Genomic DNA, 26,086 nt, shown 5'->3' on the forward strand with positions numbered 1-26,086 from the left:
CCTCGTTTTTTTTATTCCTCCCAAACAAACTCAAAAAGGAAGATTGAAAGCACCATCATGATGATATCGTAAGCAGTTAGGAGTTTAAGAAAATTCTCAGCACGGAAAAACGGTGCATCTGGTTCCGTCGCGACTTCAGTTGCTTTAACCACCAAAATGATTACCGGAAGTATTGGTACAAACGATAAAGCGGCAAATAATCCGCTCTTTCCGTTGGTCATAGAAACAATAGCACTGATTAATGTAAGAACGATGGCAGTCCCTATCGCCCCTAAAAACATCGTAACGGAAAATATTAGCGTGTTTTCAATTTGCAGTTGAAGAAAGGCTGAATAAAGAAGTGCAATAAGAAGATTGATAAATAAAGAGAAAATTAAATTGACAAAGAACTTTGCCCCAAAAATGACATCCGTGGAATAAGATAACTTTAATAATAAAGAAGTTCCTCTCTCCCCTTCGCTAATAAAGCCTCTTTGAAGCGCCGTCATAGCCGCAAAGAAAATCGTGTTCCACATCAAGGTAGCAACAACATCATTTCTTAAGCGGGAGTCACCAACTGAAAAAAGAACCAGAGATACTGAGATCAAAACAAAAAGTAAAATGGCATTAAACCCGTACTTATTTCTAGACTCCAAAAGCACATCTTTTGAAATCAATCGAAAAATATCTTTGGCTTCGTTAATCACTTTTTTCATCATTCACTGTCTCATTAAGAGAAATTCGCTAATGAGAAGGCTCGCATGTTTTACTTAGAAAAAATTTAACCCTTTTTGTTTCATCTCAATTCGCATGCATGTTCAATACACTTATCAATTTTGAAGCAAGTAAATCATTCTCGTTTTTAGAATCAACACCAAATTCCACCCCGATTTCTAAATAGAAACAAGCATCTTTTGCCAGCCTTCCAAAAATTTGTTCATTTGCCTTTAATCGAAAGTAATCTTTTTCGGTTGTTACAATAAGGTTAATCCCCTTTCTCAATCTTCTTAAAAGAATATCTTCAATATCCCTTTCTTGAAAAATGTAATGATCAGGGAATACTTTGAATTCGTCAACCAAGAGTCCTGCATATTCAAGTGTCTCCCGAAAACTATTTGGGTCGCCTATGCCGCAAAAAGCAAACACCGAAGTGTAATTGAAATTATTCTTTCCTAAGTCGATCAATTCTCCGGTTGCAAAACTTCTTAAGCCTTTAATCACCATAGTTGTTTTCACGATAGGTTTGTGGTATGGTGCAATTTCTTTTGTTATTTGTTTAATGGGTGAATAACGATCAACTTTTGAAAGTAGAATAAAGTCTGCCCGTTTAATCCCATCAACACTCTCTCGTAATCTTCCGAGAGGAATCAAGAAATCTTCAAATGGAGAACGCAGGGGATTAATCACTAAAAGATCCAAATCTCGACGAATTGATTGATGTTGAAATCCATCATCTAAAAGAATGACATCAGGAAGGTGGTTTCCAAAATCTCGTAAGATTAATTCGACACCTTCGGAACGAACTTCTGCGACAACAACAATCGTTTTCGGATTTCGCCTTGCAAGCATTAAAGGCTCATCACCTGCTTCGCTTGCACTAAGCCTTACTAAATTTCCATCGCAAACCGTAAGCGTACCTTTGGTTTTTCTGCCGTATCCCCTAGATATTACGGCCACTCGCACATTTTGAGATAAATAAAATTGAATCAACCAATCGACAATCGGCGTCTTCCCTTCGCCACCAACCGAGAGATTCCCAACCGAGACTACTGGAATTGGCGAATTGTAAACCTTTAAAAACCCCTTTTCAAATGCCTTATTTCTTAGCGTAGTTATGAATTCATAAAATAAAGCAAGTGCCTTTAAGGCTAATTTCATAACCGATTCATTGAATTGAAAAGATTTAAAATAAAAAAGCATTGGCAAGATTCTTACCAATGCTTCTGATGAAAGGTAAATTTATTTCTTTCGGAAGGGTTCAATGTCTCCGGGGTTTCTCAGCATTTTATTGACTTCCATAATATGAAGCTCTTCATCATGTATCATTTGACGAGCATACTCTTCCAAAAGCACCGATTTGCCTTCAACACAGTCAAGCAGATCTTTGTATAGTGAAAGACCCATTTCTTCATGCTCAAGGGATTCACGAAGTATCGCACCGATATCATGATTTTCAGTTTCTAGCAATTGACCAATTCCAAGTGAAGGATGCTCACCCAATCCCGTAATCAATTCGCCCGCCTGATGAGCATGTGTGAGCGATTCACTCGCTTGAGTTCTAAGCCAAGAGACGATTGGAATTCGATTATACCCGTATATCATAAATGAATAATGGGTGTAGCGAACAACACCTGCAAGTTCAGCTTCTAAAATCTTGTTCAAAATTTTAACAGCTTCTTTCAAAATCGAAGAATCTGCCGCTGAATGCTCTTGATGCTTCATTTGTGATTTTTTGTTCTTTTTATCTGACATGCGAAAATCTAAAGTATTTATTAATGAAAACATGAATAAACATACATTTTTTTATCTGTACATTTCGTAGATGATTCTTAAAATCAATCTGTTTGTACTTCGTCTAATTTTGATTCTGTTGTTATGGCGGATTTAAATAACCTTAGCTCTCTTCCACAAAACACACTTTTGCTTCTCAAAAAAGCGAAGTCTTCTTCATCTTCCCTTTTACGGCTCACAACAAAAGAAGCAGAGGACGCACTTTCTAAAATTGCAATCGAGTTAGAAAAATATTCTCAACGGATACTTGAAGCCAATTCGCGAGACTTGAAGAAAATGGACCCCAATAATCCTAAGTATGATCGTCTTCTCCTTTCTCCTTCAAGGCTTGAATCAATTCTAAAGGATATGAGGCGCGTTTCTTTGCTACCATCGCCAATTGGTACTGTGTTGGAGAGAAAAAAGCTTGAGAATGGTTTAACTCTTGAAAAGATTCGCGTTCCTTTAGGCTCTGTGGGTGTCATCTATGAAGCCCGCCCCAATGTTACTTTTGACGTTTTTGCGCTTTGCTTCAAATCTGGAAATGTTTGCATACTCAAAGGCGGAAGTGATGCTGAAGAAACCAATCGAGCAGCGGTTCAAGCCATTCAAGAGATTCTTACATCCTTAGGGCTGAATCCTTCAATCATTACACTTCTTCCAATTGAACGAGCAGCAACAGATATTTTGCTTTCTGCAAGAGAGTATGTTGATGTTCTCATCCCAAGAGGAAGTCAAGAATTGATTCAATTCGTAAGAGAAAAATCCCTTGTAGCGGTAATTGAAACCGGCGCAGGAATCGTTCATACTTATTTCGACCAATCAGGCGATTTAGAAAAAGGAAAAGAAATAATATATAATGCAAAAACTCGCCGCCCCAGTGTTTGTAATAGTCTTGATACCCTAATTATTCATCGAAGCCGTCTAAACGACCTGATTCCATTAGTTCGTCCATTACTTGAAAAGCGTGTTCTGATTTACGCCGATGAACTTTCGTTCAAAACCCTTGATGGTAATTATCCGTATTTAGAAAAAGCAACTGAGGAACATTTTGGAATCGAATTTTTATCTCTCACATTATCAGTTAAAACCGTTGATACTTTCGAGCACGCCTTAGCTCACATAGCTCAATTCAGCTCAAAACATAGTGAAGCCATAATCTCTGAAGATGCGGGAGTTATTGAAGACTTTCTCAATTTGGTAGATGCTGCCGCAGTCTATGCCAATGCTTCAACTGCTTTTACAGATGGCGGTGAATTCGGAATGGGGGCAGAAATCGGAATTAGCACACAAAAGCTCCACGCCCGTGGCCCAATGGCACTTCCTGAGCTTTGTACTTATAAATGGAAAATTCGTGGAGATGGACAGGTTCGATAAAAAAGAGCGCCTTCTTGGCGCTCTTTTTCTTAACAAGGTTGTTTGAAGCTTTAATTCATTGAAACCACACTCGTTATCTTTTGAGCGGCATCGCCCAATCCCTCCGCGCCAATGAGATTAAGACCGGATTCATCTAACATTTGTCGTGCAATATCGGCATTGGTTCCAGCCAAGCGAACAATAACAGGCACTTGAATATTTATCCCTTTTGCAGCTTCAATAATTCCGGCGGCAACACGGTCACATCGAACAATCCCTCCAAAAATGTTAACAAAAATGGCTTTGACATTTTTATCTCCCAAGATAATCCGAAATCCCTCCTGTACGGTCTTTGCACTTGCCCCACCGCCTACATCCAAAAAGTTAGCCGGTTTTGCCCCTGCAAGTTTTATCACATCCATCGTTGCCATAGCAAGTCCGGCACCATTTACCATACAGCCAACATTTCCATCCAAGCGAACATAGTTTAAGTTTGAACGAGAGGCTTCTACTTCAAGCGGATCCTCCTCTGTTTCATCACGTAATGCCGCATATTCTTTGTGTCGAAATAGCGCGTTCTCATCCAAGTTAATCTTCGCGTCCAAAGCAAGAACGCGTCCCTCCTTAGTCACCACCAATGGATTAATCTCTGCAATTGAGGCATCTGATTTCAGAAAAGCATCATAAAGAGCATGAATAAATTGCACAGCGTTTTTGTATTGATCTCCTGAAAGACCTAAGAATAACGCTGCTTCCCGTGCTTGAAATGCTTGAAGACCAAGAGTCGGATGAATGTGAATCTTTAATAATTTTTCAGGTGCTTCCTCAGCCACTTTTTCAATTTCCATTCCACCTTCAGTTGAAACCATCAAAACATTCATTGATACAGCACGGTCAAGCGTAATTCCAAGGTAAAACTCCTTTTCGATTGCCATTCCCTCTTCAACAATTAACCGTCGAACGATCTTCCCCTCAGGTCCTGTTTGGTGGGTGACAAGTTTAGCACCGATTAAGCGACTTGCCACTTGAAACGCTTCTTCCGCCGAACCAACAACCTTTACTCCGCCTGCCTTACCTCTTCCGCCTGCATGAATCTGTGCCTTTACAACCACTTTTCCTCCCCCTTGTGCAGAAAGCATTTTTTCAGCTTCAACTTTTGCGTCTTCTGCGTTGTAAACAACAACATTTTTTGGGACAGAAACGCCATATTGCTTTAACAAATCTTTTGCTTGATGCTCGTGAATATTCATTGATTTACAGAATAGATTTAAAAATTATTTTCTTTTAATGTTTACAAAATGTTTTATGAAGTTTTTAACTGCGATACTTTGAAACTATCATTTCAGCCTCTTCTTCAACTGAGCGCATGATTTCATTAAATGGCACCTCGCCCAATTCCATCCGAATTCCTTCAAAATTTCGACGATGTAATTCAGCTTCCTCTTCTTCCAAAGAACTTGAAAGCAAATGTGAAACATAAAGATACTTAACCGCTTCAAAGTCACTTTTTGTATGATGCAAAAAAATTCCAAGTTGAGAAGCAGCCGCAGCGACTCCGGAAATATTTTTCAATTGATCTTGCGTTTCAAAAATTTCTAAAAATTTCGCTCGTGCTTTTTTCATTTGACCATTCGAAGCATAAATCGCCGCTAATTGATTTCTGGTAGCCATTGCACCCATCATGTTTTCTAATTCATCTAATTCACCAATAGCCTTCTCCATCGCCTCTGTTGCTTCCAACATTCGGTTAAGAACCAAACAAACTGATGCGAATTGAAGACGAATCATCACCGTTAACCTCAGTTCAGATTCTGATACTTCCAACGCCATTTTCAGTAAATCATATGCATCCGGAAACATTTTTTTTTCAATCAACTCTGGAAGAAGTGACAATGTCATTTGAACGGATTGCATGTCAAGCCCGGCACTCATCAAATGAAATTGAATCGCTTTTGCTCGATTTCCTTCATTAAAATTGACATCGCAAACTTTTTTTGTATAAAAGTTCGCAAGGGCTATGTGTGCATTTCGGTTATCTTCCTGTGAGACATGAAGCTTTCTTTTTACTATTTCTGAAACAGAAAAATAGTTGATCTCTTTGAGAATTTCTGCTGATAAGAAACCGCTGTTAGCCAAACTAAGAAAGGCATCTTCAGGGGAATGGTTAAATGCTTCGGTCAATTGAAGCTCACGCCAAACAAGTTGAATATCGTCATAGGTTAACGGGGATAATAGTCTTGAAAGCACAACGAAAAGAGCAAGTTCATTCGGTAATTTCCCATTTTGCAAAGTTTTAATTGCCAATTCCGCCAATTTGATTTCGATGCTTCCACCAGTAGGTTGATTTGAGCTGAGAGCGTTTATGAGATTATTACCGGATTCGTCTTGTCGGAGAAGAAAGTTAAGCATCGACTTATGCTGGGGCTTATTTAATTGCGGATATTTTTCAATAGCCTGTGAGATGATTGACTCAGGTTTTGTTAATTCCTGTTCCGTATAAATCATTGAGACCTCCGTTTTTTATTCTAAGAAACAACTTACTTGCGGATGATTAATTTTCTATGATTGCAGGTTCTAAAATTAATTTCTTGGAGTGATCATTCAGATATTCAGCATCTCTATGAAATGTTCCATCTCGTAAGTGGCGTTCACATTCAAATTTAAATTCCTCCAATCTTTCGAGAATTTTTCGCCAATCGTTTTCTCTCACTAAAAAATCTCTTACTTTCGATACGCTTGGAAGACCTTTCAAATAGGTTGAGTAATGACGTCGCATTTCAAGAACGCCATATTTTTCACCTTTCCATTCCAAAGACATTTTTAGGTGTTCAGCAGCAACATCAATTCGCTCTTCATAACTCGGCGGGAATGGAAGCCCCCCGGTTTTCATTAGGATTTTCGAGTCTCGAAAAATAAAGGGATTGCCAATTGCACCTCGGCCAATCATTACCCCATCAACTTCACTTTCCTTAAATCGCTTTGGCACATCTTCGGCATTCCAAATATCACCGTTACCAATTATTGGAATTGAAGCGATTTCTTTCGCCCGCCGAATCCACTCCCAATCTGCCACACCCTTAAACATTTGCTTTTTTGTTCGCCCGTGGATAGTTAATGCTGCAATTCCGCAACCTTCAAGACGCTTTAAGGTATCTAAAATTGAAATTGAATTTTCATCCCAGCCAATTCTCGTTTTACAAGTCACCGGAAGTTTTACCGCCTTTACTACCGCCGAAGTAATTTCCTCCATTAACCAAGGAGTACAGAGCAAACCGGATCCTGCACCTCTTCCAGCCACTTGCTTTGCAGGACATCCGTAATTAATATCTATAAAATCAGGATTTGCAGATTCTGCAATCAATGCCGCCTCAACCATTGCTTCGACTTGATTGCCAAATATTTGAATTGATACCGGACGCTCATCATCAAATACGGTAATTTTGCGAAGCGACTTTGCAGCGCCTCTCACCAAACCCTCAGAACTTACAAATTCAGTATAGACGATATCAGCTCCAAATTTTTTACAAAGTCTGCGAAATGAAGGATCTGTAACATCCTCCATAGGTGCTAAAACAATCGGTTTATCGATATCAATATTTCCAATCTTCATAAATTATCGTCACTTTCAAGAACATTTCATTTCTAAATAATAAAGATAAGCATTCCAATAAAATGGCCGACATCGAATTCTCAGGAAAATTATCTCAAAATCACTTGACCGGGGTATGGGAAATTCTTTCATATGAAGTAACTGCATTAAACGGAGAGAAATTGTATCCTTACTCACTTTCTCCAAAAGGATACTTAATCTACACGAAGGAATCTATAATGGCTGTTCAAATTATGCATCCAGAGCGACCGAAGCACCAAACGCCGGGCGTTGAAAATAACGATGAACTGAAGCGGCTTTATAACGGCTATATCGCTTACTTTGGAAGATATGCATTTGATGAAAAGCAACAGGAAGTCACACACTTTGTAGAGGGAAGTTTACAGACTTGGATTATTGATACCAATCAAAAACGAGCGGCAAGTTTTCATATTAACAGCTTTACGGATACGCGCCTTATTTTGAGCGCCCATCTCTCAAGCGGCAGAAATACACGTTTTCATGAAATCACTTGGCGTCGAATCCGTGAGAAGTAACATTATTCTCCTTTTCCATTGAGTTCAGCAATTTGAGCAACTTTCTTTTGTGAATCTGGAAGCGGAATGTGAATTAAGCCTTCGGAGGGGTCACCGCATCCTTCAGTTAGTTTGTACTGATAAAGAAACGCTGTATAGGCTGAAAGAATCGCATCAAGCTCATCATCAGTTAGTAAAATGTTAGACGGTCTTGGCATATTCTTGATGATGCGAGCCAGTCTTGTTTGGGTAAATTCCCTTACCTCTTCAGAAGATTTTTTTCCGGCGACACTCAGTGCCAAACGTACCTTTGTGGCTTGTGGGTAAACTTCGATTAATTCATATCGCTGAGGCAAGGTTTTCCGGATTGCGATAGCTCGGAATGTGAGTTGAGCAAGCATAGATGTCGCAAACGCAGGTATTCCAAGTGAAGTAATGTCGCGATCACACTTACGACTTGCGTAAGTTCCATATTTGCCACAGGGCAAAGTGATTGGTGCATCAACAGCCACGATTGACGGCCGATGATAATCGATGTAATTTCTTATGGCGATATCTGGCTTCACTTGGTTGACAAACACCAATTCGCGATTCGAATTGATTGCGGCCACACCTGTGATTTCATCAACTTTTGCTGATAAATCGACTCCAAAAAAAGTCTTTGTACGAATAGTAGGCATGATTTTACTAATGTACTACGGGGATCATTTTGATAACATGTTTAAATATAACCATTCCGATTCATTGAAAACAAAATTGACTTGTCTTATAAAAAGTTTTTTTAAATAATTTAAATTATTCAAAAAGAATTAACCCAAAATAAGAAAGTAAAAAAAAGGCGGAAGTTAACTTCCGCCTTAAGGTACCCCGTGAGTAAAATATTATCGTTGGTTAAGTTTAAATCGGATTGGGACAGTCATCCAAACCTTGACCGCCTTGCCATTTTGGATAGCAGGTGTATAAGTTGCTTTCATCACATTATCAATTGCCGCTTGATCGAAAATATCCGTACCGGGATTTTTCATAATCTGCGCTTTCTTTGGCCTTCCATCCTTTTCAATGAGAACACGAACAACTACAAGACCTTCCATACCTGCGCGTTTTGCAACTTCCGGATAAGCAATAGCGGGCCGATCGACAAACTCAGGTTCTTTTTCTACTGCAACAAAATCTTCCGGATCGGCGTCGTCAAGTTGAACCGGCTCTTGTACCGGAACATAAGCCACCACATTTGGATCGCTTAGTCCTGTTGTATCGCCTTCACCAAAAGCATTTTTTTCAATCGCCTTTTTCACCACTTCCTGAGTCGCTAAGGTTTTCTGACGAGGCGCTTCCTCATCTTTGACCTTTTTAATTTGACCGACATCAGGTGCAGCTGGAGGCTTAATCATAGGCTTCGGTGGTGGTGGCGGCTGATCTTGATTCATAGGAGGGGGTGGTGCAAGTTCATTTACACTTGTAATTACACGCTGCCTCACTTGCATTGCATCTTCATCGCCCTCTGCCAAAAGATCTTTCACAAAATGATAGGCATAAAAAGTGATGAAACTTGCAACGATTGCGCTAATAGTAAAAAATAGAGCACGACCCATATACGTATGGATCTCGTGACGAATGACAAGCCCACCGTAGCTAAGACGTCGAAATTTTTCCGTCTCTAAGTAATCTGGTTTCACAAACCAGTGCTTCATGTCTGCGGGGGCAACCGGCTTCGATGCAATCTCTTGCTGCATCATTTCGGGAGTGTTTTCCATTATTTTTTTCCTCCTTTTGTTGGTGGTTCTGGTGTTAACGGGGTACCTGATTCAAAAGCAGTTACTAAAGCTCGATCTTCATCCAGCATTGGAGCAATACTGAATCGATTCATTTTCATAAGGTTTAACTCATCAATAACATCAACGATATTTTTATACTTGGCTTTCTTATCTAATTTCAAAACCAGAGCTAAAACATCTTGACCTACTTCTTGTTTTACTTCGGCAATTTGACCTTCGACGGTTGCCTTAAAATTTTTGGAGATTCCGGGCTTTCCACCGGTGGTATCATAAAGAGAAAAAAATTGAATTGGATTTTCTCCTCGTTGCCAATAAACTTTATTGCCTTCCATAATTTTTAAAGTCAACACGTTTGATTGCGCAACCACGACATCAAATTCCTTTGCAGGGAGATTGATTTCCATTGTTTGCGGTTTCGAAAATGTTGTTGTGAGCATAAAGAAGGTCAAAAGCAAAAAGGCAACATCCACCATCGGTGTCATATCCAAAGAGAATCCGCCTCTTCGCTTTTTGCGCTTCTTGCCTTTTTTCTTCCCTCCGCCTCCTTGCGGTGAGCCTACAGCACCCATAGTTTATAAATTAGTAGTTAATATTATTGTTTTTGAACCGCTTGCATATCCGCTTCCAATCCTGTGATAAGATTGAATGTGGGCATTCCGGTTTTCTTAAAAGTATTCATCACTAGCTCAATGACTTCGAAATCCGCATCGATATCTCCACGAATTACCGGTCGAATTACGGGATTCGCTAAGCGTGCGGCGATAATCATTCTTTCAAGATTATTGGTATAAACCATAAAACCATCAGCAAGCCTAAATTTATTTGCAGAATCTGCAATTACCGCTTCACTTAGCCCCGCATTTTCCATTAGCTTTCGAATCTCACGATCAAAAATGCGTTCTCTTGTCGGTTGTGCATCAACCCCCATAAAGAGTTCGTTATTCTTTCCAATCGTGATTGTAAGAATGTCTTTATCGGGCAGTTTAATTGCAGAATGAGATGACGGTATTGTCGTTTGAACCATTTCCGGTGGTTTGAACTGCGTTGTTAACATAAAGAAGGTGAGCAGCAAAAAGGCTGCATCAACCATCGGCGTCATGTCCAACGAAAATCCGACTCTTTTCTTTTTTATTTTAGCCATTTATTTCTCCAATCGTTCACTTAAGGTTTAACCCAAGTGTAGGGTTTACTTAAGAAGCTTGTTCGTCTTTAACCGAAAGCGTTTGAACAACATAATATGCGGATTCGTCAATTTGATATGTGAATCCGTCAATTTTAGTCGTAAAGAAGTTATAAGCCATAATTGCTAAAATAGCTGCTAAGATTCCACCGGCTGTATTAAACAATGCCTCCGAAATTCCGCGTGAAAGACCAACGGCGTCTGGCGCACCACCAGTTGCAAGTGCGCTAAAAGCACGAATCATTCCGATAACCGTACCAAGCAACCCTACCATTGTTGAAATCGATGCAATTGTTGAAATAGCGACAAGATTTTGCTCCAAAATGGGCATTTCCATTGAAGTGGCTTCTTCGATAGCTTTTTGAAGCTCAGCTCTCTTCTTATCGGGGTCAGTGACTTTTCGTGCACTTAAGGTTTTGTATTTATCCAAACCGGCACGGATAACAGCAGCTAAAGAACTTTGATGAGCATCGCAACGCTCAATCGCGGCATCAATTCGGCCCGCTTCAATTTCTTCTTCAAGTTCCTTAACAAAAGCAGTCATCAACCCTTTACCTTCAGCTTTCTTCAAAGCAATATTTCTTTCAATCACATAGGCGACAACCATTATGAGTAATGAAATCAAAACAGCGACTAGCGGTCCGCCATCGTACATATCATGCCAAATGGTACCTTTTGGCTGGTTGCCCATATAAAAGAAATAAAATAAAAACGAGAATGTGAGTGCTGAGACAAGCAACACAATATTGAAAGTGCTCTGCTTCATAACTTGCGGTATTGAATGATAGATTTGAATAAAATGAAACTGCAATTAACTTTTTTCAGAAACAACATGCGAAGGGTTTCGATTAAGTACCAATCACTGCGACAAAAGGAAAGGAATTGAACCATATCCAGATTGATGCATTGCTGTTTGCTGATGTGTCAAGTATAAGAAAAAAAAAGTGAAAGCAAAATGTTTTTACTGCCCCAACCTATGTTTTAATGGTATTTTGACAAAACTTTGACAACTCTATGATTCAATGGGCGTACACAGACGCTCTTTCGTTACAAAAATTCAATCTTAAATTATGAAAAAGTTAAATCCTCATTTAGCGATAAAAATAAAGCTGTCCGCGGTTTTCTTATTCACATTTACTTTTTTGGCTAACGCTCAAGAGGGTAAGCGAGAAAGCTTAAGTCTTACTATTTATAACGATAACTTAGCATTAGTACGGGAATCAAGAAAAGTACAGCTCCCTTCCGGTAATACCTCCTATTCACTGACAGATATTCCGGAGCGAATTGATCCAACATCGGTTCGAGTAAAGTTTAATGGATCGGTTTTTGAACAGAACTATCAATACGACCTTGTCAGTGCAGATAAAATTCTTCAGCGATACATTGATAAACCGGTAACACTCAAAAATTCTAAGGGTGACTTTATCTCGGGTTTACTTCTTTCCTCAAATGCAATGAATGCTGTGATACAAACAGAAAACAATGGGAAGAAAGGAATTACGATGATCCAAAATCTTCAAGATTATCAAGTTGTTGTTACTGAGCTTCCTTCGGGGTTTGTTACAAAACCAACACTTCAATGGCTTTTGAATTCTCAAAAAGCGGGTGAACAAACACTCGATGTTTCTTATCAAACAAGAGGGATGAGCTGGCATGCAGAATATGTCGCAACACTCAATAAAGATGAAACGATGCTTGATCTCGCGGCGTGGGTGAGCATCGAAAACAATTCAGGAACAACTTACCCCAATGCAAAAATCAAATTGATTGCCGGGGATATTAATCGTATCAAATCGAACGAAGACATAGGTTTTGGTGGAGCTCCTCCAACAGCCGTTATGGGGTATCAAAGAAAGGCAGAGCCTCAATTCAAGGAAGAGTCGTTTTTTGAATATCACATTTATGAACTTCAACGCCCTTCCTCGCTTCAAAATAACGAAACTAAACAAATCTCTCTTTTTGATGTTTCTCCTTTTCCTTTTGAAAAAAAGTACCTTTTTTCAAGCGGAAGAAATGATGAGAAGATTAAAGTTGTGGTTGAATTTCAAAATGCCAAAAAATTTAACTTAGGAATCCCTTTTCCGAAAGGTAAAGTTCGAGTGAATAAAGCAAGAGATAACGGTGTCGAGTTTATTGGGGAAGACCAGATTGATCATACCCCAACGGATGAGCGAATAAAATTAAACATTGGAAATGCGTTTGATTTGGTTGGACAGGAAGAAATGAAGGAATCGGAACAGGTTTCGAATCGGGTTACAGAGCAAACATACAAGGTGACGCTGAAGAACCGAAAGCCCAATGAGGATGTGGTAATCGAAGTGGAAAAGAATTTTTATGGGAACTGGAAGATTCTTTCATCAACTCTTGAGTATGAAAAGATTAATGCCACCACCATTCGTTTTAAGCCAAAGGTCTCAAGGGGAAAGGAACTCTCCTTTGAGTATAAAGTGAGATTAGGATATTGAAATTAAACTATGACTGAAGTGATTTATGATTGAAGTCATTCGATATGCCCATCAGCGGCTTTCTTGGATTGATCAAAGATTTTTGCCGCTTAAGGAAATGTGGGTTGAAACCAACGATTACCGAAGGGTAATAGATGCCATAAAAACACTCGCGATACGCGGCGCGCCCTTGATTGGTGTCGCGGCTGCATACACGGCTGCATTAGGGGCTTATTCCTTTAAGGGTCGAAAAAAGGAATTCGGGAGATATTTCTATAAAATGATTCAAGAATTAGAGAGCTCACGCCCAACGGCAGTAAATCTTTTTTATGCTTCAAACCTGATTCGAAAAGCATACGAAGAGCTTTCGGAAACGCATTCGGTGCTTGAAGTGGCGCAAGCCTTTGAGTCAATTGCAGAAGGGCTGCATCGTAAAGAAATTGAAAATTGCGATCGGATGTCCGATTGCGGAGCTGAATATCTTGAACGGCGATTTCGTGAAAAGGGGAAAAGGAAACTTTCAATTCTCACTCACTGTAACACCGGAGCTTTGGCAACAGGAGGAAATGGAACGGCTTTAGGTGTCATTAAAGAAGCCTATTTAAGAGGAATCGTTGATAAGGTTTACACTACTGAAACCCGCCCTTTAGGTCAAGGGTTGCGGCTCACAGCTTGGGAGCTTTTGAAAGAAAAAATCCCTTTTTATTCAATCTCCGATTCTTCAGCTGCCTTTCTTATGCAAAAGGGACTTATTGACTGTGCGATTACTGGAGCAGATCGAATTGCAAAGAATGGGGACACGGCCAATAAAATTGGAACATACTCTCATGCTCTTTGTGCGGTTCATCATCAAATTCCATTTTTTATCGCAGCACCAATCTCAACTTTTGATTTCACGATTTCAGATGGAAGCGAAATCGTCATTGAAGAGCGTGATGGTGAGGAACTTCGGCGATTTAAGCACACGCGACTTGCATTAGAACGAACACCCGTTTTGAATTATGCATTTGATGTAACCCCTGTCCGTTTTATAGAGGCATTTTTTACTGAAGAGGGAGTTATTTTACCCAAAAATCTAAACGAACTTTCTATTAGGTATGATCAATCGAATTCTTTCGAAAAATATGCACCAGTTTAAGTGAGACCTATTTGTAAATTTGAAATTCATTTCACCATTCATTTTTTCATTAAGAAATGATTTCTCAAGGACGATACATTTACGCCATTGTCGAGCTCTGGAAAAAAAATTCAAATGAACGACCCAAATCTTATGGAAACATCGGAATTGGAGATTCACACCCAGAGGTTTATCTGATTGAAAATGGTAAGATTGGCGCATTTGTGAGCGACTCTCCTGTCGTAACCTATCAACTTTCGCGTGAAAACATGCTGACTCACGAGCGCATTATCGAGAAAATCATGAATGATTATACGATACTCCCAATGCAATTTTCAACCGTTTCAGAGAATGATGCAATGATTCACGCTTTGATAGAAAAGGAACGCGAAGTTTTTTCAACAGAATTGGAAAAACTTCTTGGAAAACGTGAAATGGGGCTCAAGGCCATTTTTCATGAAAAAATTTATGATGACATTGCTTCAACCGACAATGCCGTCATCAAACTAAAGGCTGAGGCGCAAAGATATGGCGCATCGCAGGCTTTATTGATTGAAGTTGGAAAGGCCGTTGAAAGTGCTTTAATCAATGAAAAAAACCGTTGTAAAGAAGATATTTTAGCGACTCTTTCACCCCTTGCAATAGAAACGGTTGAAGGAAAATTAATTGGCGAACGGATGCTCCTTAATGCTGCATTTCTTATTGATGATTTGAAAGAATCGGATTTTGATGACGCGGTAAACCTAGTTGGGAATCGCTATTCTGAAAGAATGAAATTTAAATATGTAGGAAATGCTCCTGCCTATAATTTTGTGAGGCTTACGATAAAATTAAACTCGAATTGAGCGATGTTTATTATTGATGATATACTTCTTTCACCAATTTATGCCGTTGTGGCAATTGCCGAAACCATTGACGATCAAATTAAAAAAGAGCGTGCGGATGTTGCAAAAATTCAAGCAAAGTTAATGGAGATTCAATTTAAGTTTGAGATGGATGAACTTGAGGAATCAGATTTTTTACGCCAAGAACAGGAATTGCTTCGTCAGCTTGAAGAGGCAAGAATTCAAAGCCAACAATAATTTTTGTACCGATGCCTCACTTAATATACTTGTATGCCCTTTCCGATTTCCCAGAACAAATCAATCAAGCCCCAGTCTTTAAGGCCTATCCACATTTATACATGTATTCAACCACAGTTCCCGAAGATGAATTTGGTGAAGAGGCATTAAAGAAGAATTTAACCGATACAGTTTGGGTTGAACGCGTCATTCGAGATCATGAGCGGGTTGTCTCTTCAGCACTTGAACGCGGCACAGTCATTCCGTTTCGATTTCCAACCCTATTTGCTACCGAACAAAATTATCTTTCGTTTCTTCTAAAGAATGAGAAGAATCTTCGCTTTCTTCACGATCGATTAAAGGGGTGTACCGAGTGGGGCTTAAAAGTATATGCCAATACCCAAGCCATCGAAAATGCAATTTTGAAAGATTCACGAATGATTGAAATTTCGGAGGAAATTTCTCGTTCAAATTCAGGAAAAGCATTTCTACTCACCAAGAAAAAAATGGATTTGCAAAAGGACATCTTAAAGGAAAAAATTAATCAAGCCTTAGGCGATATGCTGGGAGAGCTCCGAATTTCTTCAAGAGATTTCAAAGCAAATGGCGTTCATCCTAAAGAAGCGACCGGAAGAGAAGACGAAATGGTGATGAACCTTGCCTTTCTAATTCATAAAGATCAACGTCAAGAGTATGTTTCAAAAGTGTTCCACTGGAAAGAAAAACTTGAGATGAACGGTATTCACTTAGAACCAAGCGGACCTTGGGCACCATATAACTTTTGCGATATCCAACAGTAATTTTATGTTAAAAGAAAAACCCGAAAACAATGCAAAGCTCATCGATTTACTTGATCGTGTATTGGATAAAGGCGTTGTGATTTCCGGTGATATTGTTGTTTCTGTGGCAGGCGTAGATTTGTTGTATTTGGATATTCGAATTTTAGCCGGCTCTTTAGATACCATCCTTCGACTTCAAAATTCATTTGCACAATCCGCTCTTCCTCCAAAAAATAATTAACTATTCGTTATGACATCATTCAAAGCCGGTGACGGTATTCGATTTGGAAGTTTTGAAGGGACTTTCGGTATGGCTAAAATTCTAAGAATAGATCAAGCGGTCATCGATTTACCCACACCCGAACCGGTTTATCACCTTCTTGTTTACTCACTACGCTCGATTATTCCTCCGAGTGAAGCCCACTTCGCGGAAGGTAAACCATTCATAGGTCACCTTCCCCTCCTTGAAAGCGCATTTCAAAAATCAAACCCGGAAAAAATCGCTGAGACGTTTGTTTCTCAAGATGAATTGGTAGCGTATGAACGATGGGAAGAAGCGTTCTACTCAGGTGAATCCGGAATATTTGATATTCCATTGTTAGAAGCTGTTACAATCATCGTTGAAAGTTTAGGCATCGAAAAAAGGTCATAGGATTCATCTTACTTTTCTTGGACTTCTTGTACCAAATCAGCAGAGAATCTTTATATTGAAAAACACATCTTCGGGGTGCAAAATAATTGCTGAGATTAAACCCGCAGAACTTGACGCAGTTTGTACTGCCGTAAGGAATAGATGACTTACTTTGGGTTCATTTTATTTTGCCTTCGGATGTGAGTTTATTAATCAATCCGAATTGAATCATGCAAAAAGAATCAGCTTCGCCTACCCCGGAAATCAGTACCTCTCCATTTCCTTCTTCTCAAAAAGTTTATGTCGCACAGCCTTCCTTAGATGGAAAGAATACGATACGCGTTGCAATGCGAGAAGTCACACTTTCAACCCCATACCAAATTGGTTCTGAAAAAATTTCTAAGGCTACTCTTTATGATACCAGTGGCCCTTACACCGATCTCAATTATCACGTCGATATTAAAACAGGGTTACCTGCTTTAAGAAAAGAGTGGATTGAATCCCGCGGAGATACAGAGCTGCTCAATCATTTCGGTTCCGAATATTCCAATCAGCGGCAAAGCGATACAAGCATTCCCCAAGAAATTATATTTCCAGCGATTCCACATCCTCGAAAGGCGAAAAGGGGGCACAATGTTTCTCAGCTTCACTACGCAAGAAAAGGTGTCATTACCGCCGAAATGGAATACATCGCCATACGAGAAAATCAACGGCTTAATGAGTGGCAACATTTAAATAAGCAACACATTGGCAATTCTTTTGGTGCCAATACACCCCGAGGCGAAATCACACCCGAATTTGTACGAAGCGAAGTGGCGAGTGGAAGAGCGATTATTCCTGCGAATATCAATCACCCGGAGTTAGAGCCAATGATTATCGGGCGGAATTTTTTGGTTAAAGTCAACGCCAACATCGGCAATAGCGCTGTAACCTCTTCCATTGAAGAAGAAGTTGAAAAAGCAGTTTGGGCCGCACGGTGGGGTGCAGATACCATTATGGATTTAAGCACAGGAAAATTTATTCACGAAACCCGTGACTGGATTTTGAGAAACTCGCCTGTACCGATTGGAACCGTTCCCATTTATCAAGCTTTAGAAAAAGTAGGAGGAAAAGCAGAGGACTTAACTTGGGAGCTTTATCGTGATACTTTAATTGAACAAGCCGAACAAGGTGTGGATTATTTTACCATTCATGCAGGAGTTCTTTTGCGATACATCCCTCTTACGGCAAAGCGACTTACCGGAATTGTTTCGAGAGGCGGTTCCATTCTTGCAAAATGGTGCCTTGCGCATCACAAAGAAAATTTTCTTTACACACACTTCGAAGAGATATGTGAAATCATGAAAGCCTATGATGTGTCTTTTTCATTAGGTGACGGCCTTCGCCCCGGAAGCCTTGCCGATGCAAACGACGCCGCACAATTTGCCGAACTTGATACTTTAGGTGAGCTCACTAAAATTGCGTGGAAACACGATGTTCAAACAATGATTGAAGGCCCCGGACATGTACCAATGCATATGATCAAAGAAAATATGGATAAGCAATTATCAACTTGCGGCGAAGCCCCATTTTATACTCTCGGACCGCTTACCACAGACATTGCGCCGGGTTATGACCATATCACAAGCGGCATTGGGGCTGCAATGATTGGTTGGTTTGGCACTGCAATGCTTTGCTATGTAACGCCAAAAGAACATTTGGGATTACCGAATCGCAAGGATGTCAAAGATGGTGTCATCACCTATAAAATTGCCGCGCATGCCGCCGACTTAGCCAAAGGTCATCCGGGTGCTCAATTCCGAGATAATTTATTAAGCCAAGCTCGGTTTGAATTTCGTTGGCAAGATCAATTTAATCTTTCGCTCGACCCTGAAACGGCAAAAGATTTTCATGATGAAACCTTGCCCGCTGATGGAGCAAAAATCGCTCATTTCTGCTCAATGTGCGGCCCACAATTTTGCTCGATGAAAATCACTCAGGATGTGAGAGACTACGCCGAAAAACTCGGGCTCAATTCAGAAAATGCTATTGAGATTGGAATGATGAAAAAGTCAGAGGAATTCATCGAAAAAGGTAGTGAAATCAATGTGACAATTGAATGATTTTGTTTTGTTTCGATTTACACAATCAAAAAAGCGGCTTCAAGAGCCGCTTTTTTGCTAACCATATTGATAAGTTTTCGAGTATTGTTATGAAAGCGCAACACTTTCTGCTAAAACAAACTGTTTGATTCGTCGCGCAATGCTTTCCGGGTCTAATTCAACTTCTTTATGAAGTTCTGCCGGTGTTCCGTGATCTATGAAACGATCGGGTAAGCCTATAACCAACGCTTTATTGTTGTAGCCTTTTTCGTGGAAATACTCTAATACGGCACTTCCAAAACCACCCTTTACTGTATTTTCTTCAATTGTTACGATTCGGTCAAACCTCGAGGCGATTTCATCAAGAAGATATGTATCCAGAGGTTTTACAAATCGCATATTGGCAATCAAGGGAGAAAGGCCACTTTCTTCTAAAAGTGAAACCGCCTTCATCGCATTATTCCCCATCACACCGATGGTTAGAATGGCGACATCGTTTCCCTCGCGAATCACTTCACCTTTTCCAATTTGTACTTTTTTAAACTCTTTACGCATCGGCATACCAGTTGCGTTTCCACGTGGGTAACGAATCGCAACCGGTCCGAAATCAGAGTCGATTGCAGTAAAGAGCATATCCCGAAGTTCTTGCTCATTCATCGGTGCCATTATCGTCATTGTGGGAATTAATCTTAAATACGATAAATCAAATGCTCCGTGATGAGTCGGACCATCTGCACCGGCCAACCCGCCGCGATCCATTGCGAATACCACGCTGAGATTTTGCAACGCGATGTCATGAATAATTTGATCGTAAGCACGCTGCAAAAAAGTTGAGTAAATAGCAACAACAGGTTTCATTCCCTGAGTTGCAAGACCTGCGCCAAAAGTGACGGCGTGCTGCTCCGCGATTCCAACATCATAAAACTGATCGGGCAAAGCGTTTCCAAGAATCTTAAGCGAAGTTCCTGAAGGCATTGCAGCAGTAATACCAACAACGCGTTTGTTTTCACGAGCAATTTCTGTGATTGCATTTCCAAACACATCTTGATAAAGCGGTGGAGGTGGTGTTGCAGGTGCTTTCGCTAGTGATTTTCCGGTGATTTTATCAAAAGCGGTGCTTTGCGCATGCCACTTTAATTGATCTTCCTCTGCAAGCTTAAATCCTTTTCCCTTAACCGTTACAATGTGCAAAAGTTTTGGATGCGGCAAGTCTCGAAGTTCCTTAAGTACTTTGGCTAGCTTTTTTACATCATGCCCATCGATTGGGCCGAAATAGCGGAAGCCTAAAGCTTCAAAAAAGGCCCCCGGCGTCATTGCCGCTTTTATTCCCTGTTCGATTCCCAGAACAAATTTTTTGGCTTTTTCTCCAAATTCATTGTTACCGATTCGATCTAAAAAGTCGGCGAATTCGTGCCTAATTTTGTTATAGGTTGAATTGGTCGTGATCGCGGTTAAGTGCTCTTTCAACCCGCCAACATTGGGGTCAATGGACATGCAATTATCATTCAAAACAACAAGCACATCTGTTTTAAGATGACCGATATGATTTAATGCTTCAAACGCCATTCCTCCTGTCATTGCGCCATCCCCGATAATCGCAGCAATTTTATAGTCTTCCTTTTTCAAATCACGAGCAATTGCCATTCCCGCTGCGGCTGAAATTGAAGTTGATGCATGACCAACGCCAAAGGTGTCGTATTCGCTTTCACTGCGTTTCGGAAATCCAGCGACGCCTTTGTATTGGCGGTTTGTATAGAAAATATTTTTTCTACCGGTAAGGATTTTATGAACATAGGCTTGATGACCGACATCCCACACAATTTGATCTTTGGGTGTATTGTAAATGTAGTGCAGGGCGACAGAGATATCGGTTGCGCCTAAACTTGCAGCAAAATGCCCTCCATACTTTGAAACAATTTCAATCACGAAGTCTCGACACTCCTGTGCAATTTCAGGAAGTTCATCGATGCTGAATTTTTTTAGATCGTCGGGAGTTCGAATCTGACTAAGATACTTGCCGAATCGGGCGAGTTCTTCGGATTCCTTGATATGACTTGTGCTCATAAGTGACAGAAATTTAAATTGGCTGCAAAGTTCATTTAATGACCGATTTACCACATGTAGCGATCAAACCTTGAAATACTGAAAACCTTGCGATGCCTTGTAAAGTTTTTGATGGCTTTTCTTTTCCGTAAAGAACTTCATAAATATATCAAAAAAGGAAGGGGGTCGAGGGTAGAAAATTATCCATTTGCAGGGGTTTTTATCATCAATCGAAATTCTTTAGATCCTCGTAAAAGCTTTACGGGACAAGACCTTTGAGCGATTTAAAGAAGGATTCGGCTATTTCGACCGCTGAATTTGAACTTGTTGCGTTTTTAAGTGCCCTCAAATAAGCCGAACCAATTACCGCTCCATCGGCATATTTGAAAATCAACTCTAAATCATTTCGATTTGAAATTCCGAAACCAGCCACGAATTTCTTTTTTGAATTTTCTTTGACCCGACCCAAATAATCTTTTATCTCACCTTCTTTTGTTCCTGAAAGTTTATTGCTGCCTGTAACGGCATTCACAGTGAGGCAGTAAGAAAAATCGGTAGAAAGCGAATCAATCTTAGAAATCCGATTATTTGAACTGACCGGTGAAATTAAGAATGTAAGGGAAAGAGAATGTTCCTTACATAATTCAAGAATCTGCTCAGATTCTTCCGGTGGAATGTCAGGGAAAATAAATCCGTCTGCTCCGGATTCTTTAGCATCTTTAAAGAACCGTACTAACCCGTATTGAACGACTGGATTAATATACCCCATTAATATTACCGGTACATTCAAACCCTTCATTCTTGCTTCCTTTAAGAGCGAAAATATTAGAGGTAGATTCACTCCGTTCTGAATGGCTAATTGAGCCGCTTCTTGAATAATCGGACCGTCTGCTAAAGGATCGCTGTGGGGCATCCCAAGTTCGATTATTGAAACACCAGAATTTTCAAGTGAAAAAAGCAACGGAATTGTTGAATCTTTGCAGGGAAATTCTGGCATTTGATAGGCAACAAGTAATTTTTGGTTTAATTTTAGGGTTCTTTGGAGCCGTGTATCTTGAGCAAAATCTTGAGAAATCACAGGTTTGATAAAACAGATTGAAAAAAAATTAATTGAAAGTTCGATTAAAAATAGGGAATAAAAATGGGCTTTTTCGACGCATTTAAAATCTCACGCCTCAAAGAAGGTCTTCAAAAAACAAGAGAAAATCTTTTTGGAAAAATTTCTCGCTTGGTTAAGGGAAAAACGAAAGTCGATGAAGCGTTTCTTGAAGACTTGGAACAGATTTTGATTTCAGCTGATGTTGGGGTACAAACCACTTTGAAAATCGTTGAAGCGATTTCCACTCGTGCAAAAAAGGAGCGGTACATGAATGATACCGAACTCGATGCAATGCTTCGAGATGAAATTCAAAAAATGGTTTCAGCATCCAAAATCGAGGGCATTCCAACCGAATTTGATTCTGCTTTACCCGAGAAGCCTTATGTTATCTTGATTGTAGGGGTCAATGGTGCCGGTAAAACAACTACCATTGGAAAGCTGGCTTACAATTATAAATCAGCTGGGAAAAAAGTTTTGATTGCAGCGGCAGATACATTTCGTGCTGCGGCAACAGAGCAATTAGAAATTTGGGCGGAGCGAGCCGGTGTTCCAATCGTTTCACAGGGGCAAGGTTTCGACCCGAGCGCGGTTGTGTTTGATGCGGTAAGTTCCGCCGTTGCAAAAGAAGTGGATGTGGTATTAATTGATACGGCAGGAAGGCTTCATAACAAAACTCACTTGATGGAAGAGCTTTCGAAAATCAAGCGCGTGATTAAAAAGAAGTTGCCAAATTCCCCGAACGAGGTTCTTTTGGTGCTTGATGGCTCAACAGGTCAAAACGCATTGAATCAAGCGAGAGAATTTACGAAGGCCGTTGAGGTTACTGGGTTAATCGTAACGAAGCTTGATGGCACAGCAAAAGGGGGGATTGTCATTGCAATTTCAAATGAACTTAATATTCCTGTTAAGTATATCGGAGTGGGTGAGAAAATCGAAGACCTGCAGATTTTTGACCGTGAAAAATTCGTCGAAGCGCTTTTTGCTGAGAAAAACATTTAACCCTATCAAACGATTTTATTTGCTGAACATGAAATAGACGGCACCAATTAAACAGAGCCCCGCCCAAATATAATTGGTTCGAAAAGGCTCATTCATATATAGCATTGCAAATGGGATGAATACGGAAAGTGAAATGACTTCTTGCATGATTTTCAATTGAGAAAGATTAAGTTCCGAATATCCGATTCGATTGGCGGGTACTTGGAGCAGGTATTCAATAAAAGCTATTCCCCAACTCACAAAAGCAGCATATAACCACGGTTTCGATTTTAATTCTTTCAAATGTGCATACCAAGCGAAAGTCATAAAGACATTTGAAAGTGTAAGAAGGAGAATCGTTTTTGCTATCGTTGGCATTATAGAAAAACTTAGTTGAACGATATAACGGATACAGGTAAATCTTCTCTCATTTGCAAAATCCCTGAGGTGAACACAGTATCTCCAACTTCTACACCTTCCACAATTTGTACTTCGGTTTCTGTCCGAATGTCGGTTTTAACCTTTCGAACTTTTGCTTTGCCGCTTTTTAGCACAAAAACCTTTTGCCCTTGCAACTCTTGAACGAGCGCTTCAGCGGGAATCATTTTGGCGTTTTTAATTTGTGAGAGCGTGAGTTCTATCTCCGCAAAAGCGCCGGGGAATAAGGTTTGACTTCGATTCGCGGCAATTGCTCGCAGTTGAATTGAGCGTGTATTGGATTCAATTTTTGGTTCGATTGCATAGACAGAACCTTGATATTGCTTTTCACTTCCGGCAATTTTGAATTTAATTTCATCCCCTTTCTGAATGATGGAAGAATATTTTTCAGGAATTGCAAAATCAATTTTAACTGATTCAATATTTTGAAGTACTGCAATTCTCGTAGAAGGCGTAATGAAACTTCCTTCACTTACATATCTCAGACCAATTGATCCGCTAAACGGCGCACGAATCTCTGTCTTTAACAGCTGCGCTTTCAAGATTTCAAGATCTGCTTTAACAACATTGAGTTCATTGAGGGTCAGATTGTATTCCTCTTCAGAAATCAGTTTATCGGCAAAGAGTTTTTTTTGTCTCTTTTCTCGGTCTTCAGCAAGTTCGAGGCGGAATTCGTTTCGTTTTACTTGTGCTTGCAACTCCGCATCATCAATTTTAAGAAGCATTTGACCTTTTTGTACCAAACCGCCTTCTTTAAAGTAAATTTTTAGCACGCGTCCGTTGATTTCGCTTCTTAACTCGACTTCTTCATTGGCGATAATTGTTCCGGTAGAAACCACTTTGTTATCAAGTGTTTTGGGTTCTATAATTCGTGCTGAAACCTGAAGTACTCCTCCATTTCCTCGTGAAGAAGCAGAATTTTGCAAGGAAGTTTTATTTTCTTGAGAGCATGAGGCAAAAGCAACACAAATGGCAAAGGCAACAAATACCTGAGGAAAAGAGAATCTTATGGGAATCAATTGTGCTGGTTTGACTTTTAGCTTTATTGTCATTTTCTTATTGAATTCTTTATCAAAAAGTGAATTGCATTCGTAATCAAACTTTCTTTTTACGAGTGTAGCTGATATTGGTTACAACCCTCAAGTACTTTTATCAAGCAGAAACCTCTTAAGCTCCTCAAACTCATTTTGTAATTGAATCGGAGGCTTTCTTTTTTCGATTGCTTCCTTTAAGCGATTTGGAAGTTCAATATTAATCCCTAACACCTCTTCAACGGTTGCTTTAAATTTAGCTGGATGGGCTGTGGATAAAATAACCTGATTTGAATCTAGATTATTATTCAACATTTCCCTTAAATAGGCACTAAAACCCACAGCCGTATGGGGACAAGCAATGTATTGATACTTTTCAAACAAAATTTTCATTGCATTTTTAGTATCTCGTTCTGTCACAGAAAAGGCAGAAAGATATTCCTTTAGTTTGATAAGCACCTGTTTTCTTTCCCATACATTTAAGAGTGCAAACCCCTTTTTTTCTTCAAGCGAAATAATCCGATCAAAATTGGAGGGATTTCCAACATCCATTGCGTTTGAGAGGGTTTGAATGGTCGGTTTAGGTGAAAAAATTTCTGTTTCAAAAAATGCTGGGACTATCCGGTTATCGTTTGACGCTGAAATAAACCGCTCTATTGGTAAACCAAGCTTTCGAGCAATAAGCCCTGCGGTTAAATTCCCAAAATTTCCGCTTGGTACAGTAAACGCTATCGGCTGCGATTGCCAAGTCGCTCTCTTCATTATTTCCCCTACTGCTGCAAAATAATAGACAGTTTGTGGAAGAAGCCGGGCAATGTTTATCGAATTGGCTGACGAAAGAAAAAATGACTCTCGCAAGTCACGATCTGTAAAGGCCCTCTTTACCATTGCTTGACAATCGTCAAAAGTGCCCTCTATTTGAATGGGAGTAATATTTTCACCTAAGGAAGTTAATTGAGCCTCCTGAAGTTCACTCACCTTTCCTTTTGGAAAGAGAAGTACAACTTTTATTCCTTCCTTTTGATAAAAAGCGTTTGCAACAGCACTCCCCGTATCGCCTGAGGTTGCAACTAAAATCAAAACTTCTTTAGTTATTTGAGGCAAAATCTTTTGAATTATTTCAGCAAGAAATCGAGCGCCAAAATCTTTGAATGCTAAAGTTTCTCCGTGAAAAAGCTCTAAAATATTAAGGGTTTCGGAAAGTGCCCTTAAAGGGACAGGAAAGTTAAATGCTTTTTGCGCGATGTGTGCAAGCTCTTGCTTTGTAAACTCGGGGGCGAGCAAATGATAAAACAATTCAGATGCAATTTCGGGCAAATTAAGGTGAGGCAGTACTTTTAATAATTCATTATCAATTCGCTTAATTTGTTCAGGGACATAAAGACCGCCGTCCGGTGCTAATCCATTTAATACTGCATCCTTAAATCCAACAATAGGTGCTTTAAGATGAGTACTGTAAAAACGCATTTCAATAAGGCG

Annotated in this window: 27 protein-coding genes and 1 riboswitch; of the genes, 11 read left to right on the forward strand and 16 right to left on the reverse strand. The window is 39.8% G+C overall.

All coding sequences use genetic code 11. The features are described 5' to 3' along the window. Nucleotides 1–11: 11 nt before the first annotated feature. From SFU91_00930 to SFU91_00940, 3 genes are all read right to left on the reverse strand, one after another. The gene (locus SFU91_00930) at nt 12–698 is read right to left on the reverse strand and encodes a heme exporter protein CcmB (GenBank protein ID MDX2127579.1); all 687 of its coding nucleotides are present in this window, start codon (nt 696–698) and stop codon (nt 12–14) included. An 82-nt stretch (nt 699–780) separates the two neighbouring features. Next, nucleotides 781–1,857: a tetraacyldisaccharide 4'-kinase gene (gene lpxK / locus SFU91_00935; GenBank protein MDX2127580.1), complete on the reverse strand. Its 1,077-nt coding sequence runs from the start codon at nt 1,855–1,857 to the stop codon at nt 781–783. Between the two features lie 81 nt (nt 1,858–1,938). After that, entirely contained in the window at nt 1,939–2,421 is a 483-nt protein-coding gene (locus SFU91_00940; protein MDX2127581.1) for a ferritin-like domain-containing protein, read from the reverse strand. Nucleotides 2,422–2,574: 153 nt separating this feature from the next. Between SFU91_00940 and SFU91_00945 the strand changes: the two genes are divergently transcribed. Further along, the gene (locus tag SFU91_00945) at nt 2,575–3,846 is read left to right on the forward strand and encodes a glutamate-5-semialdehyde dehydrogenase (protein ID MDX2127582.1); all 1,272 of its coding nucleotides are present in this window, start codon (nt 2,575–2,577) and stop codon (nt 3,844–3,846) included. A gap of 50 nt (nt 3,847–3,896) precedes the next feature. On the opposite strand, the gene sucC is transcribed toward SFU91_00945, so the two are convergent. The 3 genes from sucC to dusB form a co-directional block, all read right to left on the reverse strand. Continuing rightward, the gene (sucC, locus tag SFU91_00950; GenBank protein MDX2127583.1) at nt 3,897–5,075 is read right to left on the reverse strand and encodes an ADP-forming succinate--CoA ligase subunit beta; all 1,179 of its coding nucleotides are present in this window, start codon (nt 5,073–5,075) and stop codon (nt 3,897–3,899) included. 64 nt (nt 5,076–5,139) lie between these two features. After that, nucleotides 5,140–6,330: a hypothetical protein gene (locus SFU91_00955; protein MDX2127584.1), complete on the reverse strand. Its 1,191-nt coding sequence runs from the start codon at nt 6,328–6,330 to the stop codon at nt 5,140–5,142. Nucleotides 6,331–6,376: 46 nt separating this feature from the next. Then, entirely contained in the window at nt 6,377–7,435 is a 1,059-nt protein-coding gene (gene dusB, locus SFU91_00960) for a tRNA dihydrouridine synthase DusB (GenBank protein MDX2127585.1), read from the reverse strand. Nucleotides 7,436–7,497: 62 nt separating this feature from the next. Here dusB and SFU91_00965 point away from each other — a divergent pair, with 62 nt between their 5' ends. Further along, nucleotides 7,498–7,971 (forward strand): lipocalin-like domain-containing protein, encoded by a 474-nt coding sequence (locus SFU91_00965; protein MDX2127586.1) that lies wholly within the window; start codon nt 7,498–7,500, stop codon nt 7,969–7,971. Between the two features lie 2 nt (nt 7,972–7,973). Here SFU91_00965 and SFU91_00970 read toward each other — a convergent pair whose 3' ends face one another. From SFU91_00970 to SFU91_00990, 5 genes are all read right to left on the reverse strand, one after another. Next, nucleotides 7,974–8,630, reverse strand: coding sequence for a DUF429 domain-containing protein (locus tag SFU91_00970; protein MDX2127587.1), 657 nt, complete (start codon nt 8,628–8,630; stop codon nt 7,974–7,976). 201 nt (nt 8,631–8,831) lie between these two features. Then, entirely contained in the window at nt 8,832–9,704 is an 873-nt protein-coding gene (locus tag SFU91_00975) for an energy transducer TonB (GenBank protein MDX2127588.1), read from the reverse strand. Then, the gene (locus SFU91_00980) at nt 9,704–10,294 is read right to left on the reverse strand and encodes a biopolymer transporter ExbD (GenBank protein MDX2127589.1); all 591 of its coding nucleotides are present in this window, start codon (nt 10,292–10,294) and stop codon (nt 9,704–9,706) included. Before SFU91_00980 ends, SFU91_00975 begins: the two co-directional genes overlap by 1 nt. 23 nt (nt 10,295–10,317) lie before the next feature. Beyond that, the gene (locus SFU91_00985) at nt 10,318–10,866 is read right to left on the reverse strand and encodes a biopolymer transporter ExbD (GenBank protein ID MDX2127590.1); all 549 of its coding nucleotides are present in this window, start codon (nt 10,864–10,866) and stop codon (nt 10,318–10,320) included. Between the two features lie 49 nt (nt 10,867–10,915). Then, nucleotides 10,916–11,671, reverse strand: a complete 756-nt coding sequence (locus tag SFU91_00990; GenBank protein ID MDX2127591.1) for a MotA/TolQ/ExbB proton channel family protein — start codon at nt 11,669–11,671, stop codon at nt 10,916–10,918. A gap of 304 nt (nt 11,672–11,975) precedes the next feature. On the opposite strand from SFU91_00990, the gene SFU91_00995 reads away from it, so the two are divergent. From SFU91_00995 to thiC, 8 genes are all read left to right on the forward strand, one after another. Then, nucleotides 11,976–13,370, forward strand: coding sequence for a hypothetical protein (locus SFU91_00995; GenBank protein ID MDX2127592.1), 1,395 nt, complete (start codon nt 11,976–11,978; stop codon nt 13,368–13,370). A gap of 25 nt (nt 13,371–13,395) precedes the next feature. Further along, nucleotides 13,396–14,487: an S-methyl-5-thioribose-1-phosphate isomerase gene (gene mtnA / locus SFU91_01000; GenBank protein ID MDX2127593.1), complete on the forward strand. Its 1,092-nt coding sequence runs from the start codon at nt 13,396–13,398 to the stop codon at nt 14,485–14,487. Nucleotides 14,488–14,543: 56 nt separating this feature from the next. Continuing rightward, nucleotides 14,544–15,311, forward strand: a complete 768-nt coding sequence (locus tag SFU91_01005; GenBank protein ID MDX2127594.1) for a GvpL/GvpF family gas vesicle protein — start codon at nt 14,544–14,546, stop codon at nt 15,309–15,311. A 3-nt stretch (nt 15,312–15,314) separates the two neighbouring features. Beyond that, on the forward strand, nt 15,315–15,548 hold the full coding sequence (locus tag SFU91_01010) for a gas vesicle protein GvpG (protein MDX2127595.1): 234 nt from the start codon (nt 15,315–15,317) through the stop codon (nt 15,546–15,548). A gap of 11 nt (nt 15,549–15,559) precedes the next feature. Beyond that, nucleotides 15,560–16,327 carry a GvpL/GvpF family gas vesicle protein gene (locus SFU91_01015; GenBank protein ID MDX2127596.1) on the forward strand — a complete coding sequence of 256 codons (768 nt, stop codon included), beginning with the start codon at nt 15,560–15,562 and terminating at the stop codon, nt 16,325–16,327. Between the two features lie 4 nt (nt 16,328–16,331). Further along, nucleotides 16,332–16,547, forward strand: a complete 216-nt coding sequence (locus SFU91_01020; protein MDX2127597.1) for a gas vesicle protein — start codon at nt 16,332–16,334, stop codon at nt 16,545–16,547. Between the two features lie 9 nt (nt 16,548–16,556). Next, a complete protein-coding gene (locus SFU91_01025) occupies nt 16,557–16,958 on the forward strand; it encodes a hypothetical protein (protein ID MDX2127598.1) in 402 nt (133 codons plus the stop codon). Between the two features lie 61 nt (nt 16,959–17,019). Beyond that, nucleotides 17,020–17,113: riboswitch (TPP riboswitch) on the forward strand. Between the two features lie 54 nt (nt 17,114–17,167). Further along, a complete protein-coding gene (gene thiC / locus SFU91_01030; GenBank protein MDX2127599.1) occupies nt 17,168–19,039 on the forward strand; it encodes a phosphomethylpyrimidine synthase ThiC in 1,872 nt (623 codons plus the stop codon). 87 nt (nt 19,040–19,126) lie between these two features. Here thiC and dxs read toward each other — a convergent pair whose 3' ends face one another. Beyond that, on the reverse strand, nt 19,127–21,082 hold the full coding sequence (dxs, locus tag SFU91_01035) for a 1-deoxy-D-xylulose-5-phosphate synthase (GenBank protein MDX2127600.1): 1,956 nt from the start codon (nt 21,080–21,082) through the stop codon (nt 19,127–19,129). 238 nt (nt 21,083–21,320) lie between these two features. Beyond that, nucleotides 21,321–22,139: a tryptophan synthase subunit alpha gene (trpA, locus tag SFU91_01040; protein ID MDX2127601.1), complete on the reverse strand. Its 819-nt coding sequence runs from the start codon at nt 22,137–22,139 to the stop codon at nt 21,321–21,323. A gap of 63 nt (nt 22,140–22,202) precedes the next feature. Here trpA and ftsY point away from each other — a divergent pair, with 63 nt between their 5' ends. Then, complete coding sequence (gene ftsY / locus SFU91_01045; GenBank protein ID MDX2127602.1) at nt 22,203–23,159, forward strand: signal recognition particle-docking protein FtsY; 957 nt, start codon at nt 22,203–22,205, stop codon at nt 23,157–23,159. A gap of 15 nt (nt 23,160–23,174) precedes the next feature. On the opposite strand, the gene SFU91_01050 is transcribed toward ftsY, so the two are convergent. The 3 genes from SFU91_01050 to thrC all read right to left on the reverse strand — a co-directional run bounded on the left by SFU91_01050 (nt 23,175) and on the right by thrC (nt 26,074). Beyond that, nucleotides 23,175–23,516, reverse strand: coding sequence for a DMT family protein (locus tag SFU91_01050; GenBank protein MDX2127603.1), 342 nt, complete (start codon nt 23,514–23,516; stop codon nt 23,175–23,177). Nucleotides 23,517–23,527: 11 nt separating this feature from the next. Beyond that, nucleotides 23,528–24,628 carry an efflux RND transporter periplasmic adaptor subunit gene (locus SFU91_01055; GenBank protein ID MDX2127604.1) on the reverse strand — a complete coding sequence of 367 codons (1,101 nt, stop codon included), beginning with the start codon at nt 24,626–24,628 and terminating at the stop codon, nt 23,528–23,530. A gap of 87 nt (nt 24,629–24,715) precedes the next feature. Next, nucleotides 24,716–26,074 carry a threonine synthase gene (gene thrC / locus SFU91_01060; protein ID MDX2127605.1) on the reverse strand — a complete coding sequence of 453 codons (1,359 nt, stop codon included), beginning with the start codon at nt 26,072–26,074 and terminating at the stop codon, nt 24,716–24,718. Between the last annotated feature and the right edge of the window lie 12 nt (nt 26,075–26,086).

This window comes from Chloroherpetonaceae bacterium (assembly GCA_033763895.1).
Taxonomy (GTDB): Bacteria; Bacteroidota; Chlorobiia; order Chlorobiales; family Thermochlorobacteraceae; genus JANRJQ01.

Bases quoted from the DNA above. Each gene is read 5' to 3' on its own strand.
- SFU91_00945 (MDX2127582.1), top strand. From the start codon at position 2,575: ATGGCGGATTTAAATAACCTTAGCTCTCTTCCACAAAACACACTTTTG.
- sucC (MDX2127583.1), bottom strand. From the start codon at position 5,075: ATGAATATTCACGAGCATCAAGCAAAAGATTTGTTAAAGCAATATGGC.
- lpxK (MDX2127580.1), bottom strand. From the start codon at position 1,857: ATGAAATTAGCCTTAAAGGCACTTGCTTTATTTTATGAATTCATAACT.
- SFU91_00980 (MDX2127589.1), bottom strand. From the start codon at position 10,294: ATGGGTGCTGTAGGCTCACCGCAAGGAGGCGGAGGGAAGAAAAAAGGC.
- SFU91_00965 (MDX2127586.1), top strand. From the start codon at position 7,498: ATGGCCGACATCGAATTCTCAGGAAAATTATCTCAAAATCACTTGACC.
- dxs (MDX2127600.1), bottom strand. From the start codon at position 21,082: ATGAGCACAAGTCATATCAAGGAATCCGAAGAACTCGCCCGATTCGGC.
- SFU91_01025 (MDX2127598.1), top strand. From the start codon at position 16,557: ATGACATCATTCAAAGCCGGTGACGGTATTCGATTTGGAAGTTTTGAA.
- mtnA (MDX2127593.1), top strand. From the start codon at position 13,396: ATGATTGAAGTCATTCGATATGCCCATCAGCGGCTTTCTTGGATTGAT.
- SFU91_01050 (MDX2127603.1), bottom strand. From the start codon at position 23,516: ATGCCAACGATAGCAAAAACGATTCTCCTTCTTACACTTTCAAATGTC.
- dusB (MDX2127585.1), bottom strand. From the start codon at position 7,435: ATGAAGATTGGAAATATTGATATCGATAAACCGATTGTTTTAGCACCT.
- ftsY (MDX2127602.1), top strand. From the start codon at position 22,203: ATGGGCTTTTTCGACGCATTTAAAATCTCACGCCTCAAAGAAGGTCTT.
- SFU91_00970 (MDX2127587.1), bottom strand. From the start codon at position 8,630: ATGCCTACTATTCGTACAAAGACTTTTTTTGGAGTCGATTTATCAGCA.
- thrC (MDX2127605.1), bottom strand. From the start codon at position 26,074: ATGCGTTTTTACAGTACTCATCTTAAAGCACCTATTGTTGGATTTAAG.
- SFU91_01015 (MDX2127596.1), top strand. From the start codon at position 15,560: ATGCCTCACTTAATATACTTGTATGCCCTTTCCGATTTCCCAGAACAA.
- thiC (MDX2127599.1), top strand. From the start codon at position 17,168: ATGCAAAAAGAATCAGCTTCGCCTACCCCGGAAATCAGTACCTCTCCA.
- SFU91_01005 (MDX2127594.1), top strand. From the start codon at position 14,544: ATGATTTCTCAAGGACGATACATTTACGCCATTGTCGAGCTCTGGAAA.
- SFU91_00940 (MDX2127581.1), bottom strand. From the start codon at position 2,421: ATGAAGCATCAAGAGCATTCAGCGGCAGATTCTTCGATTTTGAAAGAA.
- SFU91_00930 (MDX2127579.1), bottom strand. From the start codon at position 698: ATGATGAAAAAAGTGATTAACGAAGCCAAAGATATTTTTCGATTGATT.
- SFU91_01020 (MDX2127597.1), top strand. From the start codon at position 16,332: ATGTTAAAAGAAAAACCCGAAAACAATGCAAAGCTCATCGATTTACTT.
- SFU91_00985 (MDX2127590.1), bottom strand. From the start codon at position 10,866: ATGGCTAAAATAAAAAAGAAAAGAGTCGGATTTTCGTTGGACATGACG.
- SFU91_00955 (MDX2127584.1), bottom strand. From the start codon at position 6,330: ATGATTTATACGGAACAGGAATTAACAAAACCTGAGTCAATCATCTCA.
- SFU91_00990 (MDX2127591.1), bottom strand. From the start codon at position 11,671: ATGAAGCAGAGCACTTTCAATATTGTGTTGCTTGTCTCAGCACTCACA.
- SFU91_00975 (MDX2127588.1), bottom strand. From the start codon at position 9,704: ATGGAAAACACTCCCGAAATGATGCAGCAAGAGATTGCATCGAAGCCG.
- SFU91_00995 (MDX2127592.1), top strand. From the start codon at position 11,976: ATGAAAAAGTTAAATCCTCATTTAGCGATAAAAATAAAGCTGTCCGCG.
- SFU91_01055 (MDX2127604.1), bottom strand. From the start codon at position 24,628: ATGACAATAAAGCTAAAAGTCAAACCAGCACAATTGATTCCCATAAGA.
- SFU91_01010 (MDX2127595.1), top strand. From the start codon at position 15,315: ATGTTTATTATTGATGATATACTTCTTTCACCAATTTATGCCGTTGTG.